At 37.9% G+C, this 17,209-nt stretch carries 17 protein-coding genes; all 17 read right to left on the reverse strand.

Going from position 1 to position 17,209, the window contains the following annotated elements:
• Positions 1–51 precede the first annotated feature (51 nt).
• Positions 52–837, reverse strand: coding sequence for a sporulation protein YunB (yunB, locus tag B9Y67_RS05255; protein WP_254901714.1), 786 nt, complete (start codon positions 835–837; stop codon positions 52–54).
• Between the two features lie 219 nt (positions 838–1,056).
• Complete coding sequence (locus tag B9Y67_RS05260) at positions 1,057–1,368, reverse strand: YunC family protein (RefSeq protein WP_085506696.1); 312 nt, start codon at positions 1,366–1,368, stop codon at positions 1,057–1,059.
• 100 nt (positions 1,369–1,468) lie between these two features.
• On the reverse strand, positions 1,469–2,860 hold the full coding sequence (locus B9Y67_RS05265) for a bifunctional metallophosphatase/5'-nucleotidase (protein WP_176223916.1): 1,392 nt from the start codon (positions 2,858–2,860) through the stop codon (positions 1,469–1,471).
• A 12-nt stretch (positions 2,861–2,872) separates the two neighbouring features.
• Complete coding sequence (locus tag B9Y67_RS05270; RefSeq protein ID WP_085505741.1) at positions 2,873–3,700, reverse strand: sulfite exporter TauE/SafE family protein; 828 nt, start codon at positions 3,698–3,700, stop codon at positions 2,873–2,875.
• An 816-nt stretch (positions 3,701–4,516) separates the two neighbouring features.
• Complete coding sequence (locus B9Y67_RS05275; RefSeq protein ID WP_254901715.1) at positions 4,517–5,044, reverse strand: hypothetical protein; 528 nt, start codon at positions 5,042–5,044, stop codon at positions 4,517–4,519.
• 114 nt (positions 5,045–5,158) lie between these two features.
• The gene (locus tag B9Y67_RS05280) at positions 5,159–6,034 is read right to left on the reverse strand and encodes a hypothetical protein (RefSeq protein ID WP_085505742.1); all 876 of its coding nucleotides are present in this window, start codon (positions 6,032–6,034) and stop codon (positions 5,159–5,161) included.
• 1,062 nt (positions 6,035–7,096) lie between these two features.
• Positions 7,097–7,849, reverse strand: coding sequence for a 2-phosphosulfolactate phosphatase (locus B9Y67_RS05285; protein ID WP_085505743.1), 753 nt, complete (start codon positions 7,847–7,849; stop codon positions 7,097–7,099).
• Positions 7,842–8,636, reverse strand: a complete 795-nt coding sequence (nagB, locus tag B9Y67_RS05290; protein ID WP_369668741.1) for a glucosamine-6-phosphate deaminase — start codon at positions 8,634–8,636, stop codon at positions 7,842–7,844. The genes B9Y67_RS05285 and nagB overlap by 8 nt, the downstream gene beginning before the upstream one ends.
• An 18-nt stretch (positions 8,637–8,654) precedes the next feature.
• Positions 8,655–9,800 (reverse strand): alanine racemase, encoded by a 1,146-nt coding sequence (locus B9Y67_RS05295; protein WP_085505744.1) that lies wholly within the window; start codon positions 9,798–9,800, stop codon positions 8,655–8,657.
• Positions 9,801–9,852: 52 nt separating this feature from the next.
• Positions 9,853–11,061, reverse strand: coding sequence for a phosphopentomutase (locus tag B9Y67_RS05300; RefSeq protein WP_085505745.1), 1,209 nt, complete (start codon positions 11,059–11,061; stop codon positions 9,853–9,855).
• Entirely contained in the window at positions 11,058–12,173 is a 1,116-nt protein-coding gene (locus B9Y67_RS20405) for an aminotransferase class V-fold PLP-dependent enzyme (protein WP_139823737.1), read from the reverse strand. Before B9Y67_RS20405 ends, B9Y67_RS05300 begins: the two co-directional genes overlap by 4 nt.
• A 12-nt stretch (positions 12,174–12,185) precedes the next feature.
• Entirely contained in the window at positions 12,186–13,100 is a 915-nt protein-coding gene (locus tag B9Y67_RS20410) for a phosphotriesterase family protein (protein ID WP_139823738.1), read from the reverse strand.
• A 12-nt stretch (positions 13,101–13,112) separates the two neighbouring features.
• Positions 13,113–14,432 carry a YhfT family protein gene (locus tag B9Y67_RS05310; RefSeq protein ID WP_085505746.1) on the reverse strand — a complete coding sequence of 440 codons (1,320 nt, stop codon included), beginning with the start codon at positions 14,430–14,432 and terminating at the stop codon, positions 13,113–13,115.
• 11 nt (positions 14,433–14,443) lie between these two features.
• A complete protein-coding gene (locus B9Y67_RS05315) occupies positions 14,444–14,809 on the reverse strand; it encodes a DUF2620 family protein (protein WP_085505747.1) in 366 nt (121 codons plus the stop codon).
• Positions 14,810–14,876: 67 nt separating this feature from the next.
• Positions 14,877–15,242, reverse strand: a complete 366-nt coding sequence (locus B9Y67_RS05320; RefSeq protein WP_085505748.1) for a PRD domain-containing protein — start codon at positions 15,240–15,242, stop codon at positions 14,877–14,879.
• 81 nt (positions 15,243–15,323) lie between these two features.
• On the reverse strand, positions 15,324–16,256 hold the full coding sequence (gene yhfZ / locus B9Y67_RS05325) for a GntR family transcriptional regulator YhfZ (RefSeq protein ID WP_085505749.1): 933 nt from the start codon (positions 16,254–16,256) through the stop codon (positions 15,324–15,326).
• A gap of 272 nt (positions 16,257–16,528) precedes the next feature.
• Positions 16,529–16,666: a SpoIIAA family protein gene (locus B9Y67_RS20415; protein WP_139823739.1), complete on the reverse strand. Its 138-nt coding sequence runs from the start codon at positions 16,664–16,666 to the stop codon at positions 16,529–16,531.
• Positions 16,667–17,209 lie beyond the last annotated feature (543 nt).

Below are 17,209 nucleotides of genomic sequence, written 5' to 3' on the forward strand. Positions count from 1 at the left end.
CCTAACGTATTGTATCAATTGTTCATGAGTTATGCAAGATATTTTTAATGATTACTGGGATGGATCAACTTGAAAGCCGTCCATAGGGACAGAGAATGACGGTGATTTTTCTCCACCGGAACCATTATAAAAATCAGGAACTGGTCCCATGATCGTACTGTGGGCAACCGGTATATCCGCTGTAACGGTAGAGGTCTTTGTAGAAAAAGGAATCACAATCCTTACTTCTGCCTTGATATGAATTACCAGTTCAAACAGCGCTGAATTAATCCCGTATTCAGTAATATTATTCTCTACATTGGACTCTACATAACCGATTACCTGGAATCTTACTGGAACTTTTGGACCTAGATTGGCAAGCAATGTATTTTTAGTTGCCTGGCCGATAGGGATTCGCACCAGGATAGGTGATTCTTCAATTTCATCTACATCATTCTCTTCATCTAATGGAACATCCAAAGGAGCTCCAGGATCAGGCAAATTGCCCTTTTCTATTTGTCTTAAGTAATTCTGTACACGGAAAGTAGTATTCCTTAATACACGATTGACCACGACTGAATTCCAACCCATATACACGATGTTGCCGTTATTATCCTTTTGAATATCCATTAAATCTTCATAGGTAAGATCATCAGCGATTCGTTTTCCAACAGCATCCACAATCGCATCTCTTCCAAACTGCTTTGTTCTGGTTTCAGCGATTTCAATCAGTGTAGGGGTAATGCCTTTGTTGATGATCCATAGACCAAGAATAGTGAAGAATATAAAGAATATGAAAGTAACTAAGAATATTTTTCCCATCGATGGAGGTGCATGATTTTTAGAATACTTGCTCACCTGATTCCCCCCTTGGGACATCATATGTATCTTTTTCATTAATTAGTATAAGCTTCTTGAAGCATCTGAAATATAACCTACAGGAAATGCAGTAATATCAGGATAGTAACTGGTCAGTTGATTTTGAACGAACGAAAGTTTGGCATAAATTCAAATAGCTATTCTCTTTTTACACATAAAATAAAGCCGTCAAAGATGACGGCTTCTTTGTATATTATCTTATTCTCTTGAAACAAGCTTTAGAAGGGCTTCTTTACCTGTCATTCCAGGAGACCACCCTTTTTCTTTACTTGCGTCAGTCACTTTCTCAAGAGGTGCGTCAAGCAGCTGTTCAATGGTACGGACACCGACAGCCCGACCGGCAATCACCTTACGATCTGCTAACTTTTCACTTAATAAATCTACATCGAGAGCAGCACACATGATATAGCCCTCATCATTAGATACAATCAGCAAGTTGGTTTTAGGAAGTGCCACACTAATAGCAGTAAAGGGGTATTCTTCTATGAAAATCGGTTTCACATCAATGATGGTCCCCACATCCTTTTTGTTTTACCCTATGAGGAAGGAGGTAAACGTGTGAAAAGAATATAAAAAAACTCTAACGTTTGTTCTAACGTTAGAGTTTATATTAATTTTCGCGTTTCAATGTCGCTACAAGCAAATCCCTCAACAGTTCAGGCATATAATATTTTTTCTTCTTTGCATACGCTACTTCAGGAAGCAGCCGCCCAAAGGTGAATGTATCTGCGGTAGCTACCTGATAAACAGCGTCATGCTCTAACGGTTCTCCTTTGAAAAGAACTTTTTCTACCCGTTCATTTCCATGGTCATCTTTTTTTGTATGGATTTTAATTCCGGAGAATACCATACGCCCAATGACCTCACCGCGAAAGCCAAACCCTTTCAACTTGATTTCAGTAAACTCTTTAGTATGTGCTGCCCGGATTACTTCAAGTAGCTCATCTCCAGTCAGTTCTACTTTACAAGGGTTCATCGGATGGGGGCAGATACGATGGACATCTTCATAACAAACTTCTCCGGCAGCCAAATGATCGAGTAATACGCCGGCATTAAGCATCGCGATATCCGCTTCCGTCCATTCTTGAAGCGTTTCTACAAGCTCTTTCATCAATTTTGTTTCATGAAACCAGCCTATTTCTTCAGTTGCAGGTAATTCCGTCACATGCTCTTTCAAATTAGCTATCGCTTCTTCCCTGATCGTTTGTAAAGTTTCGGCAGTGACCTGGTCTTTTGCCATATCCTCTGTAGGGATGGCATAGGCTTCTTTTCGTGTTAACTCCCCTGTCTCATGATCCCACTCCACCATAAGTTCTCCCAGGTGTGTACCATGTTTGCCTGCAGCAGTAAGTAACGTATTCCCAATAAACTCACCACTCCTGAACAAGTGGTGGGTATGACCTCCAATGATGATATCTATTTCTTTAAACCGGCGCGCGATTTCTTCATCATCATTGATGCCAAGATGGGACAGCAGCACGATGATATCTGTTTGCTCGGATAATGCCGACAGTTCTCGTTCTAAGGTTTCATACGGAGGTTCGACACTCCAGCCAAGCATGCTATAAAACAATTGGAAGGGAGCAGTCAAACCAATGACCCCGATTTTCACTCCTTGCTTGCTCTCGACCACTTTATGAGCTTTAAGCCATGTAGGCTGTGGTTCCTTCTCTCTTTTCAAATTGGCACATAACACTTCGAAGTCAGCGTCATTATACAATTCATACAATCCTTCACGCGATAAGGTAATGCCTTCATTATTTCCAAGGTTGGCAAAATGGTATCCTGCCTGATTCAATAGCTCCACATTGCCTTTTCCCATCAGTCCTTCAGCAATCGGATGGAACCTGTCTACATGATCCCCATTATCCAACAGCCAATAACTCTGCCCCTGTCTTTCCCGTTTAACTTTTTGTTGATTAAAATATCCAATGATTTGTGGCCAATTTTCAAAATGGCTGTGAAGATCATTTGTATAATATAAGAATATTTTTTCCTTCATCATCAAATCTCCTTATCCTATACCCTTCAAGATCAATCGAATCGCTACAATTATCAGCATCACTCTAAGAAACCATTCGACGTATTGTCCTTTCAACACTTTATTCACTTTTGCCCCTAACATGCCACCTAAATATGCTCCTGGAATAAACGCCAGTGTGTATAACCATTCTACATTACCTAATAGGATGTGGGTAACAGAATTGGATATGCTCATAAAGAAAATCATAAACATCGATGTAGCTGTTGCAACATGGGCTGGAAAACCAAATAATAAAATCATGGCCGGGACCATCAAGGACCCACCGCCGATTCCGAATAATCCGGACATCATCCCCACTGAAAATGCCAGCAAACCACCAGCAATCGAAGAATAAGCATACCGGTGTATCTCTCCATCGAGTTCCATTTCCCGTTGGATCCCACCCCGTTTTTTTTCTAACGGGGCCTTCTTACTTTTTCTTGGCAGGAAAAACACACCGAATACAAATAACATTAAAATCCCAAATAATAGCGAAAATTTTCCAGCAGAAAAAAACTGATTCAAAAAGGACCCCAGGATTCCTCCAGGAACACTTCCTATAAGAAAAATCCATCCGCTTTTAAAATCTACCCGGTTACTTTTCATATAGGATAAAGCGGAGGACATACCTGTGAAAATCATCGTAATTATAGATATTCCTACTATTTTTTGAGGCGTCGCCCAACTGAACGCCTCGAAAGTCTGGCTCAAGAACAACATGACAGGGACGAGAATAATTCCTCCGCCAAGACCGGCAATACTCCCAAAAAAAGCCGAAACCAATCCGATAAGTGCGGAGATGGTTAAAACGAATACCATTTATTTCACATCCATATTTACATTCTCATACTAACATATCATTGTTTATGTATAGCATGGAAGAGATTATAAACTCTTTTCCATACCCATACCCGTTAAAAAACAAGAAAAACCGTGCTGCTGATTCATATCAACAGCACGGTTCATTTCAAATTGAAAGTTATCGGGGATTAACCGATGGAACCTTCCATTTCGAATTTAATTAATTCACTTTTTCAAAGACTTTTTAAACCTTGCAAAAACCTTGGTATAACAAGGTTTTGCAAAATTGCCTTTTAAAACGCTTTTATGTTTTTCAAACTCAATCGGCACGAAATCGGCACGTCTATAAAACGAGATTCTATTAACGATTAGAGGTACAAGTACATACTAAAAATATCAGTAATAATAAAGAAAACCCAGGCTGAATTCCTCTCTTACTCTCAATGCATACCATGTAACAACTTCCCCCCGTCAAGGTGGCCAACGGAAGGAATGGTTGTGATGGCCTTAGATAAAAAATATTTTATACAATAGAGATAGGTTAGAATGGGATTGACTTGAAGGATTTTTATTAATTTGGGCAACAACTTGGCTACAATAGATTTTCACCATTTAACCCTATCCTCACAAATTTTTGTTCTCTTAATTTAAAGGATGAATATTTTATTAAAAAAGTAAGCTAAGATCTTTAATCGTTACTAGCACTATTTTTTGATGGAAGAACTCCTGTTAAAAATATATAGGAACAGCCAAAAATTCCAGCCGATAAAACAAGCACCACAGGCAAGTTTATTGATCTATCATCGTATAGTTAGCCATGCCTTCTAAGGGGTGCTAATTATTTAAAATTATTATATCATTATAAATATCTTTATCTTGGTAAGTCTCATAGAATATATTCTCTGCAACAGCACATATATTTTTGCAAAAATCTACTACACTGATTCTTATATAAATATCGGGATTCGTGCTTTTGTCTCCGTCACTCCACGCCTTACTATAACTAGTTATGCTATCTGATAATACAAACTTAAGACTTTGAGAATTTTTTACACCTAGTTCTTTCCGTATATCCTCTGTCGCATCTAGGGATCCCTCATGAAGTAATAAATTACGTAATGCATATACTATCTTCCCACTAATAGTTAATGAGTCTAAATCGTCTAGTCCAACTTTAGGCTTGTCATATTTATAAATATATTCATTATACCAACATTTATATCTTTTTCCAGACCCCTTCATATTAGGATATGAAATTTTTGCACATATATCTGGTAATGTTAGCGTTAATGCCAAAGCTGATAAATAATTTTTGTTTTCTAAATTACTTTTTATTTCATTTATAAGATGTTTCAGGAGCAATCTCCTCCTTTTACCCAGTTAAACTGCCCTTATATGGAACAAAGCTGCTGCTCAAAATATGAATAAATAAATCGAATATTCCTTTTAAGAGCGATTTATTTTCTTTTTATACCATTAATCGCTTAAATCAATAATTCTCATATTAGATACATAATTTCCCCTTGGGGCTGCCCAAGGATGATTAGGGTATAATTCTTTGAGCAAAAATTTAATTGCATCCTCCACTTCCATTACCTTGTTGTAGGCCTTTGTAAAAGAGATTTCTGTTTTCTTCGGATTATGAATAAGTTTATTTCTCATAGTAGCTATCTCCTGCATTGCATTAGCACGATATTTTTTTCCATGATATTTTTTGAGTATGGACCCATATAACTTACTTAGTGGAGGTGATGGAAGATCTTCCAATAATCCATCTAAATGAGGGTATTTCCTGCTTAAAAACTCTTTTATAGCTAATTCGGCAGCGATTGCAGCCTCAATAATCATATATCTCGGACTTGTTTCCTCTTTTGCTCGGTGTAAATGTTTTAAAGCCAGAAAAGGTTCTTCGTTATTATTTAAAAAATTCTGGATAACCACCGAACTTTCTTCATTTAAATTGGTACCTATAGAAAATTTTATATTAGTTTCACTAAAAGGTTCATAAGGAACCCACTGACTATTATTTATAGCCAAAAAAGCATTATTTAGAATTGTTCTGGGTTCTCCAAACTGTTGCCCTAGATTATATTGAATGTGCTCCATCAGCTTTTCTAATGCTTTATGCATTTCTAATGACTTTTCCATTATTATACTTTTATTTTCTTCAATTGATTCAAGGGTAATTTCCTCTTTAGTAGTGAAATTAGCTAGAGCGACTATGTCTTTCTCTAAAAGGTTTAACTTGAATAAATATGTACCATTGGGCATTGGAACATTAAATTCGAACAAGTGATTTCCACGATAAGCAATCTCTACTCTATACGTTTCTTTCAAATAAATTAAACTCATACACACCACTCCTTTTTAATTGAGTGTGATTCTCTTAATCATTAACTTTATCTTATCACCCATTACCATTTATTACTATAAGTGCACAAAATGTCATATTTGATATAAATAATAACTATCCAGATTGAACCAAAATAATTTTTTCCCCAATTTTCCCCCATTTATTCTGTACCAGTAAATTTACAAGCACCTGTCGTGTAACATAGAAAAAGCCCCTGACCGTTGCAGCATCAACAATCAGAGACTTTTAGAACTTAGTGATTCCGATTGAGCTCGAACCAGCGACCTCCACCCTGTCAAGGTAGACAACTGAATAGGAATTGTTGTGATGATATTAGATAAAAGCCTATTTTATCAGTTCTTTTTCCAATAGAGTTAGGTTTAAATAGGATTGATTTGCAGGTTTTTCAACCAATTTGGGCAACAACTTGGCAACAACAGGACTCTCACACAAATATACATCCTCTTAAGTTAAATGATGTATATTTCTCTATTAGTAATAAATATTTTTTTCAATCCTAGTACTTATTTTTGAATTCCATTACCTACATTTTTACTTATCAAATACAATTAAAAGAACACCAGCATACGAAATGCCGAAACATTCACTTTTAAAACGTTATTTTTTAATGATTCCGAGTATATTAAATTGTCATAAAAACGGAAGTAATAGACGAAACAAAAGCTATTGAAATTAGTAGTTTTTTTGACTCTTATTATAAGGTGGGATGTAGCGATGATAAGGCAAAAAAGTATCGTTCTATTACAGAAGAAGACACAACTAAGGAAACTACAGTTACAGGACCTTAAGAAGAGGAAATGGTCGCAATTGCACAAGAAGAGAAATTGAGTTATGCTGAATACATCCAGAGTTAACAAGAGGTCGTAGACACATTTAATTTACACCTTTTTGTATTGGCTTTTTACAATTGTTGACGCATATTCGTTTTAATGTTTCCGATATCGGCCTCTTTTTTGAGATCTTTGATCCTCTTAACGAATAACCATCTTCATCATACGTAACCATAAACAGGATCGTCTTTAAAGTTTAAAGCTAATCTATTAAACTCTGGGTTTTGTTATTGAGACATTTCTGAACGAACCATTCCTATACTCAAGAATAGTAGATGAAATATCATATTTACAAGCATAAATCATATCTTTCTCAAGCCCCATACTTACAAGTTGTTTGCCAACTTTTGAATCAGTGAGTATTCTCCTTAGGTTATCTTTTTGCCCTCTATAAAAGTTCAGTGCCGCAACTGCACTATCGGTCATCTTTACTCCACCACTAAAATAAGTAAGATAATGTTCTATAAATAAACCGGCTCCAATAAAGTCCTCCAAACAGAATTGGCCAGTATCCCCCGCACAGACCAGGGTTATATCAAATGTACCTGTATGCTGTTCCGCTATGTACTGGGCAACCGCTTTAGAATTAATTAAAGAAGCTGCATATAAATGTGAGGCCGCAACTGACCTATCAATAGCAACAGTTCCATTCGTTGAGGCCAGAATTACGCTTTTCCCCTTAACATTAACTTTCAAATGAAGAGGCCATGGATATTCGAACCCATCTATCGTATTGCCATCCAGTTCCCCCGCCATAATAAATGTACCGTCTTTCATTTTTGCTGATATTTTTTTTGCCATTTCAGCATCCTTAACAGCAATAACTTCCTCTGCTCCTTCATCCAATACAGCAGACAAAGTTGTAGTTGCTAAAAACACATCTAACACAACAACAATTTCACCTGCTAAATCTCCTGTTTGAACATCTTCTTTTTTTAATATAACATCAAGTTGATTAACCATACTGCTCCATCCTATCAGAAGAAAATAATATACAATTGTTTGAGGCTCGGATTCTGTCAGCTATAAGAAAAGACGCTTCCTTATCTGCAATAATCTTTACATTTGGATGTATCTGCAAAATTGTAGAAGGACAGTGCGTTTCCACTATACCCTTTACGGTCTGTGCAAGTGCCTTCGCCTTTTCCTTTCCCGAGGCTAGTAATAGTATTTCTTTCGCCTCCATAATTTTTCCCATTCCCATTGTAATTGCCTTTTTTGGCACTTCATCTTTATTCTCAAAAAACCGGGAGTTAGCCTTGATTGTCTCACTTTTCAGCTCCACTATGTGAGTAGAGACAGATAAGGATTCACCTGGTTCGTTGAAACCAATATGACCATTTGCCCCAATGCCCAGGACTTGAAGGTCAATACCACCAGCTTGAACAATTGCCTCCTCATAATCATCTATAACCTTTTGCTCGTTTGCAAAAATCCCAGGAGGTATATGGATATTTTCTTTCCTGATATTGATATGAGAAAAGAAGTGTTTCCACATATAATAAGAGTAGGAGTTTGGATTATAGGGGGATAACCCGATATATTCATCTAAGTTGAATGTCCTGGTATGTTCAAAATCTAAATTTCCGTTTGCATATTCTGTTACTAATTCCTTATACAAACCAACGGGGGTACTACCAGTTGCTAATCCTAAATTTAAAGGGATAGTATCTTTTATTCGTGATATGAGTAGTTTGGAGGCTTTTTTACTCATATCCTCATAATTATTGGCTATAATAAGTTGAATCATTGGATTACCCCCTTTACTTTAACGGCGCCCCCCGGAATTAAACACTCCAAGAATCTTCGGATTGCTCTCAAGGTTCTCTACAATCACCACTTGTGAATTTTTTACAAAGACCTGTGTTCTAAAAGAAAATAGTGCGGTATCTCCAACCTGCAAATCTGTCGATTGCAACGTTCCATAGTAATCAATATTTTCAGGGTTCGCTGGAATTACGTTTACTTTTGCCATTTCGGTAATTCTTTTCCCTACAAGTGCATGCTGAACATGTGATCGAGCATAAAAGCCACCACCAAATACATAGGAAAGATCGTTGAATTTATGAGAAACTTCAGATACATAAATCATCGCAGGTCTTTCAGGATGATGAGTTGAGATATGAAGCGGAGTAGTTCCGGTGAACGCGTGGCCTGGTTCCCCCTGGGTACCACCATTCTCTTTAATTAGTTGTAAGGTGTTGGTCGTACTTACGCTTGGAGCGTTCACTTCAACCCTCTCATACCCCTTATCTCTAAGAACGGCAGCCGCTTTATTTATGGTATGAAAATTTGGGGTTGGACTTACTTCTCCATCTTTAGCCAGAAGACAGGGAAAACTGGTTACTCCTCTTATGATAACCCCCGGAAGCTTTTCTATTTTCTCCACTTCATTTTCGAATTTTTCAAAGGGAATGCCTCCCTCCTGACCGGGATAGACAAAGTCATTCCTTCCAACAACACGCAGTATTATCGACTGTTTTCTGTTCCTTTTTAATGCCTTTTCTGAGATGAATTTAGCATTCTCATAACTGAAGACCGTAATTTGATCCGGATTCAAATCCAATATCTGATCAAGCATAACCGATGGGACTTGTACCAAATGGCCAACATGACCTATATCTATTCCACTTTCCGCAAGAGTGATTGCTTCCCAGGGGTCTACCGCCACCGCTTTAGAGATTCCTGCCTCCACAATAGCTTTTGAAACCAGAGGGTTTCTGCCGAATTGTTTTGTCATAAAATACAATTCCAGGTTTTGAGACTTAGCCTCTAAAGCCAAGCTTCTTGCATTGTTACGAACAGTATCCAAATCAATAACATAAGTGTTTGGCGCTATTAAACCTTTTTGGTGCAAATAAAGACCTGCTTCCAAAAGGTTTGGATTTCTTTGATTCGTTATATCCAAAAACATATAGTGTCCCCCTTAAACACGTAACCACTCACCTTAAAGAATCGATATGAGTTTACTTCCTAACTTCGGAGTAAAAACTCCTCCCGTTCTGAGGTGGGGCGAGCTCAAAAAAATCTGTTACCGTTGCAGCGATATCTGATAATGTTTTTCTTTCTTCTAAATTAATAGATGGTAACTCTTTCCCATAGCACAGCAAAAAGGTCTTCTCTCTTGTGTGCTGGCTCCTTCCAATAGTAGGGTCATTCCCATGATCAGCGCTTATAATCAACAAATCTTTCTCTGTCATGAGTTCAAGAATATTTGATAAATAATAATCAACAACGTTTATTCTATCTGCGTATAGGTTTACATCCTCCGCATGGCCAGCTATATCAGTTTCCTGAACAGTTGCAGAAATAAGACCTGATTTCATTTCATTTAATTCTTTAATCACCGATTCCATTACCTTCTCCGTTTCCACCGCCGGATAGAGCCTAGCTCCTTCACAAGTAATTACATCTTGCATCTTACCAATCAAGGCAACTTCTTTACCATTTTCCTTTAATATGGTGCTCGCTTGGGTGTTTGGATCGATCCCATAACCTAAATGTCTTACCTGGTATCCTTTTTTATAAACTTCGGACTTTGGAGAATTTACTCCGACCAGGCCATCCTCTCTTTTTTCCACTGATGCTAAAAGCTTTTCTAATGAGACACCTTCCCCACCTAAAGCTATGACGCGATTAACTTCAACATTTTCCCTCACCGTTTTACCAATCTCTAAAACCTCATCAAAAGTAATCTCGTCAAGTGGTGCTGTCACGTTATAAATTTGACCATAATCCGTCTCAATGTTATCTGCCACTACAACCAGGCCATTAATTAACAAGTAGGGATAATCAGAGTCAGGAATTTCTACTTCATATCCAGCCCTCTCCATGGCGTATTTAACATGGTCAATTACACTTGAAAATGGTCCAGTGTACGGTTTTTTTGGCTTCGTTCCCATAATCTCATTATGGCCAACAAAACTATCGGCACCATAATGTTCAAGATTTATAGCTCCATATGAGGCTAGTCCCGGTTGATTGGTCAATCTTGGATGCTCCACAATTTGGTTGATTCCCAGTTTCTCTAGGACTGGGATGTTTATCTCTTTTGCCTTATCAAGAATATGGTAAAAGGTATTTGCACCCACATCTTCAGGGCGAACTTCAGGAGTGTCATCCATATAACCGACCCCTAAACTGTCCAATATAAGTACAATTGCTCTTTTCCTCATCTGTACGCCCCCTCGTTTGTTGAAATGGCGATTGCTTGCTTTAAAATCTCAATTACTAACTCTGCCCCGGAACGCATGGGGTTTATTCTAATCCCAGTATGCTTTAACTCTGGTTTTTCATCCAAAAATGACCCCGATAAACGGTAGATCATTGGGAGGATTTCAAATTTCGATTCTGCTCCAACCGGATATACTGCTCCGCCAAATTTCTCACTGGCAGCGATAACCTGCTCTGCAATGGGCTTTTTCAATTCAATAATGACATTTTTGGACTGTGAGTTAGTTATATAAGACTTTTCTATTTCTGGTATGACTCCACTATTTAAAAGACTGTTAAGTTTTTCTGTTTGCTCATTTTGTACCGCAATCAGTATCGGGGCGGTAACTAACGAACGGAGTAAGTCCATTGCTTCATATCCCTGTACCTGCCCGCCACCGGAATAATTCCGTTGACGAAATTTATCAATTCCAGCTTGTTTACCCAAAATTATACCGATACCAACAGGCCCCAGTAACTTGAAGCCTGAAAAACAAGAATAGTGAGCACCTAATTCTGTTCCAATTTCATCCACTTTAAACACCGTGTAATTATCATCAACAACTATCGGCAAATCAGGCCGTACTTCCTTGACAAGGTTGATAACTGTTTCCAGATCATAGGTATCATCCGGCTTTTGCCTTGAATGCTGAACATAAAATAATTTACTGGATGGGTGTTCTGCCAATGCCCGTCTTAACTTCTTTAAGTCATTGTAATCTGTAAATATCGGTTGAAGCCCCAGAACACTCATTGATGCATTAGTAGTTTTATAAATTGGACTTGAGTGGACAAACAGAGAATCTCCAGCAGATAAGAGAGAAGCCAGTGTTTCCCTAATTGCTCCTGTACCAGCTCCACGAACTAACGCACAAGACTCTGCCTTAAAAAAGGAGGCTAACACTTTCTCAACTTTATCTGTCTGCACAGGACGTCCCAACTCCGGAAATACACCCAGGTCTCCCTGATTAAAAAAAGCATTGCCAGTAAATTCGCTTGCAATTGCGTTTACTAGGTCAAATTGTTTTTCCTTTGCTTTATCTATACTAATTGTTGGTAATATAGCAGATTCCATGAAACACCCCTCCTAATATGCAAGAAAACGCCTGGGATTATCGGTCGTCATTATATGAATTTCCTTTTCAGAGATTCCTTTTTCTTGTAACGAGGGGATGAAATTGTCCAACAGATACACATACCCAAACCCACCATTAACTCTTAAATATGATTTCTTCGTAACATCAGTAGAGAGCATTATTTGATTTAAATACCCTTTATCCAATAAAAATAATAAGTCTTCAATTCTTTCTTGTTCCGGTCGGTAATTATTTTTTCCGATGGTATCAAACTGAATATAAAGACCTGCCTCAAGCAATCGAACATATTCTTCCCGATTTCCGTTTAAGTCCTGGTGACCAATTGAGATTTTCGACAAGTCACTTCCCGCTTTAGCAAATAATTTTAATTGGGCCGTGCCCATAGTGCCTAATTCACAATGAGTACTTAGTGGAGCACCTGTTTGCTTCTGTGCTTGAATGGCAGCACGAAAAACTTTCTCCTCGGCTCTGGTAATTTCATTTAAGCTACTGCCAATTTCTGATATAATCCCAGCTTTAATTCCAGTGTCCTCAATTTCCTCTGTTAATTCTTTAAGGAAAAGATCCGTAATTTCCTCTTCACTCATTGTAAAGACTTCTGACGGATAGTATTCCTCCTTATAAAATCCGGTAGCAGCAACAATTGGTATATTATTCTTTTTGGAAACCGATAGCAGTGACAAAACGTCTCTCCCCATCCCACGATTGGTTACTTCAACGATTCCACCACAGCCTGCTTTTGCTAAATGACTCAATTCATTGTTTAACATCTCACTATCAGACAGGATAGGATCGCTATCCTGTCTGATATGAGAGAGGTCTAAAATGACATGTTCATGAATTAACGTTTGCCCTAAAACAGAAGGATCAACTTTCCCTGAAACCGTTTGAATCATTTTTGTCATACCTTACACCTCTTATCCAGCTATTGGAGTAAATAAATTAGCGAAATATAGTATGTTTAGCAAAATACCTGTTGCAATAGCTGCTAATGGTGCAGCTGCAAGACGAATAACAGGTCTACCTGTCCCTTCATTAATTAACCATAGTATTACAAAAATAGTAAACCCTGTGACACCACCCATTTTCAGTACAGCTAAGAATGAACCAATTAATAACGCAATTTCCATTACAGTACTAATGGAAGTCCGAATGTTATCAGAAGCCTCCCTTAAGGAAGGGAATTTCTCCAATACGCTTCCAAGTTTAGATAGAATTAATACCTCAATAATAAGAACGAGTGCACCACCAATGGCAGCCAAAATTGGATTAGGCATTAAATAACCAACCGGGAACACAAACGTTAGACCTACAACTCCATAAACCCCTGTGGTTAGAGCTGTGGTGGCAATCAATGGAATAAAACCAATTCCTCTCAAGAAGTCAGATAAAGCGGCCTGTTGAATAAGTGCTTGTGCCTCACTAGCACTTTCTGAGTTATAAGCTTCATTTAATGTAAAAATAGAAACTTCGGAGCCAGCAAAATATCCAAGGTTGGATATTAGTGCAACCAAAGCGCCAACCACAGCAAAGAATGGTAGCCCTTTATAAATCCGTCGAGTCCGCTCCTGGAAGATGGATTCCCCAGGTTCTATATCTGTTTCCACCGGATTCTTCTTATCATAAGATACAGCGAAAAAGATTAATAGAATAGTACCAACGAACAACTCTCCAGCTTCAGGTAAAAGAGAGATTTGTTCCGGTAAGAAACCTTGTTCAATAATTACTCGTGTTAAAAGAACAATAACAGCAGTAACTACCCCTTTTTTCCATCCAAATTGATAAAGAATAGCGAGAACCGGGAACAGTGCAAACCCGGCAAGTACCGGGGAACTAAGTTCTCCCAATGCCCCTATGAAATCAACAGGGAAAGCAGTTAATGCCGTCTGGACTGCACCCAGCCCAAGTACAACTGCCAGGCCCCACGCTGCCCCTAACACACCTGCCAGCAAAGCTGATCCAGCAAATACACCTAGAATATCAGTTGGTAAGAAGAGTAACCACGGATTTAACAGTCCGGTAGATAGTGTAAAAGAAATACCAACCGAAGCAATGAACCCAACACTCAACCCAAAAGCAACAGAAGACATTTCCGGACGGTTCATCCGTCCTTCAATGTATTCAGGCATGATTGGTCTTAATCCATCGTGAAAAACTGCTCGGCCGTAATAAGATAGCAAGGCTGTACCTGAGGTTAATAGCGTTACCAAAATTAACTTAGTAATAGAAAAATCCATTATTTATCCCCCTACCCTTTGTTTTCTAATAAACCCTCAACAATCATTGGGACTGCAGTATCAATGGATTCTACAGCCATTCCAAATGCGACCTTCCCTTCCTTTATCAACTTCTCAATATTATCCTTTTTGGGCCTTCCTCCCGCTTTGGCTACTGTCGCACAATTACCGTAACCTAGAATCCCAATAGGTACAGACAATGCAGCTCCACCTCCACTATTGCATGCACCGATATAGTAATCTGCCTTATTTGCTTTCACCAGTTTTGCAGCTTCAAAATCAGTTGATATCACCGCTTCAACCTGGACACCTCCTGCTGCCTCGACAGCCCTTTTGATTTGATCTTTCTGCAATCCTCCGATGACAATCTTAATCATTCAAATCATCCTCCTTAACAAATTTTAAAAAAGCAATTGCTGTTTCTATATAAAACTAATATCTCTCTTATTTTTGTTGAAACATTGCTAAATAAAGCGTAATGAAGCCGGTTTCAGCACGTGTGATCTCAGCTCCACTTTGCCAAATACAATCCTTTAATATCTGATTGGCTTTTTCATATAAATCAGGGTTCTGATTAATCAGTTCCTCTGTTTCTTTAGAAACATCCTTTAACGCTTCTTGTCTATTCACCCTTTCGACCGCAATAGCCAAATGGTTTGTAAAAGGACCACTACTGGGATGATCTGCATCTAACGTATGCGCTTTCAATAAATTTTCTAATTTTTCCTTTACAACAGCAAACGACTTTTCACTAATTTGGTTGCTATCCAATAGCAATTGAAGTCGGAAGACCATTTCTTCTGATAACATTATAAATCCCCCCCCTTTCGGTAAAATCTATTATTCAATATTCTGTATTTAGTATATTGATGGGTAGAAAACCTCTCTCTATTAATAGAGAGGAATACGGCTCCCTTCCTCTACCTTTTTTTGCTCCTTGGTAATAACGGAAATATCAATTGAATCGAGTTGTTCAAGAACTTCTGCTCTTGCTTCATCTATAACAATAACTGCTTCTGAGGTTAGCCTGGTCAGTTCCCTAGCTTTTTCCGACTGAAATCCAGCTGAGGAGAGCGTCTCAACTGATCTTATTTCATCTTGATTCCACACTGCTGCATCAATCTTGTTATCTTTTAATGTTTGGAAAAGCTGCATATAATTAAGGTTAATTAATTCTACTTTTTTCCCTTCACACTCCAAATTCGTGATTTTTAATTGGTCAGGGGAGGATTTGTCAATACCTACTCTCATCCCATCCTCAATTTTTGTAGCTTTTTTATCTGCAAAAAAGATTTTATGGCCTGTAACATAGGACTGCTCGCCTAATCTTTTCACAATCTTCAAACCCTTATGATACCTTAAACCCTCCAAAGCAGCTAAATGGGATACAATCGCGAAGTCATATCTTCTTGTTTTAAGCGCTTCCAAGCGATTGCTTGCACCTCTCATGTAAGTCATGCTTACTCTTTTATTCACTTTTTCAAAGGCTTCCACAATCCCAGTTGCCAATCCCTCATATTTAATGGAATAAGGAAGGGGCATGGCTCCCATTAAAGGTCCTATATCTGCGATTTCCATTAGCACACTAACATCTTTATTTTTTAGATAGGTCCCCATGTGCCCTTTAGATTCCAATTCAATAGCACCCAATTCTTCCAGTACTTTAATTGCACCCTGTACTGTGCCTCTTCCTAAGGATATCTTTTCACAAAAGTCAGAGATCCTTGGAATTCTCTCCCCCTCTTCTACCGATAACAGCTCCTTAGCAATATGTTTAGCTGCTAGTCCATTTTTAGAGTATAAATTTTCCCAAATTCGTGTCATAGGCAACTTTCCCTCTTCATTATTCAATATATTATATTCTGTATTTTAATGTTAACACTATTGAGAAAATTCAGCAAGTCCTTTAAATACTACATGCTTTTTTACATGTGGAAAATTTATGACAATGAAACTAGGTACTTAGAGTCGTCATACATGTATCGGGTTATTACACAACTAAAACCCCGAAAGTCGCTTTAACCTCTGGGGGTACATATCATTAAACTTTATGTCTCTCTTTGTAACTAACCCTTCACCCACTCCCAGGATTCTTCCTACTCATCCTTATCAAAATGCTTGGTCTCAAATCCTGGTAAATAGTAACCAAGGTATTCTGCCTTCTGGACTGACTTCTTATCAGTAATCACAGCAATTTTATTATATTGCTTCCAATGCTTGGCATCTGTCTTCATTCATGCCCTTAATCAATCAAATCTCAGAATTTGCTTCGCTTTTAGAATATGAGTAATTCTATATTTAAATCTTTTTGGGTTTGAAGGACTAACACCTTTCCCTTTTTATTGAACTAAACTGAGAGAGTTTAGGGGAGGTTATTACATCATGCCACCCGTTTCATCTAATTAAATAGGATTTAATATATACAGAAACACTTGCCGATTCAAGGTGATCCCAAGATCAACAACAAATTCTGGAATAATATTGCGTAACCATAAATGCATTAAAGTATGTCATCAAGTATGTCAATTACACTAAGTTTAACTTTTTCATAATTCTAAGCTGACTATTAGGTGCTTCAACATTTACTGAATAATCCTTTTGGACCCAAATCTGTATAAGTTGCAATTTTCCCAGTGATTTTTTTACTTTTTGAACTCTTTGTCTAATTCTAGATATATCCGGGTTAGCTTTTTCGACCTTCCTTTAATATCTCCCCGAATAGGTTCAAACTATAATCTTTCCATTCGCCTGTCACGGTGAGATTGGTTAGATAAAAT

The organism is Thalassobacillus devorans (assembly GCF_900176565.1).
GTDB lineage: Bacteria > Bacillota > Bacilli > Bacillales > Halobacillaceae > Thalassobacillus > Thalassobacillus devorans_A.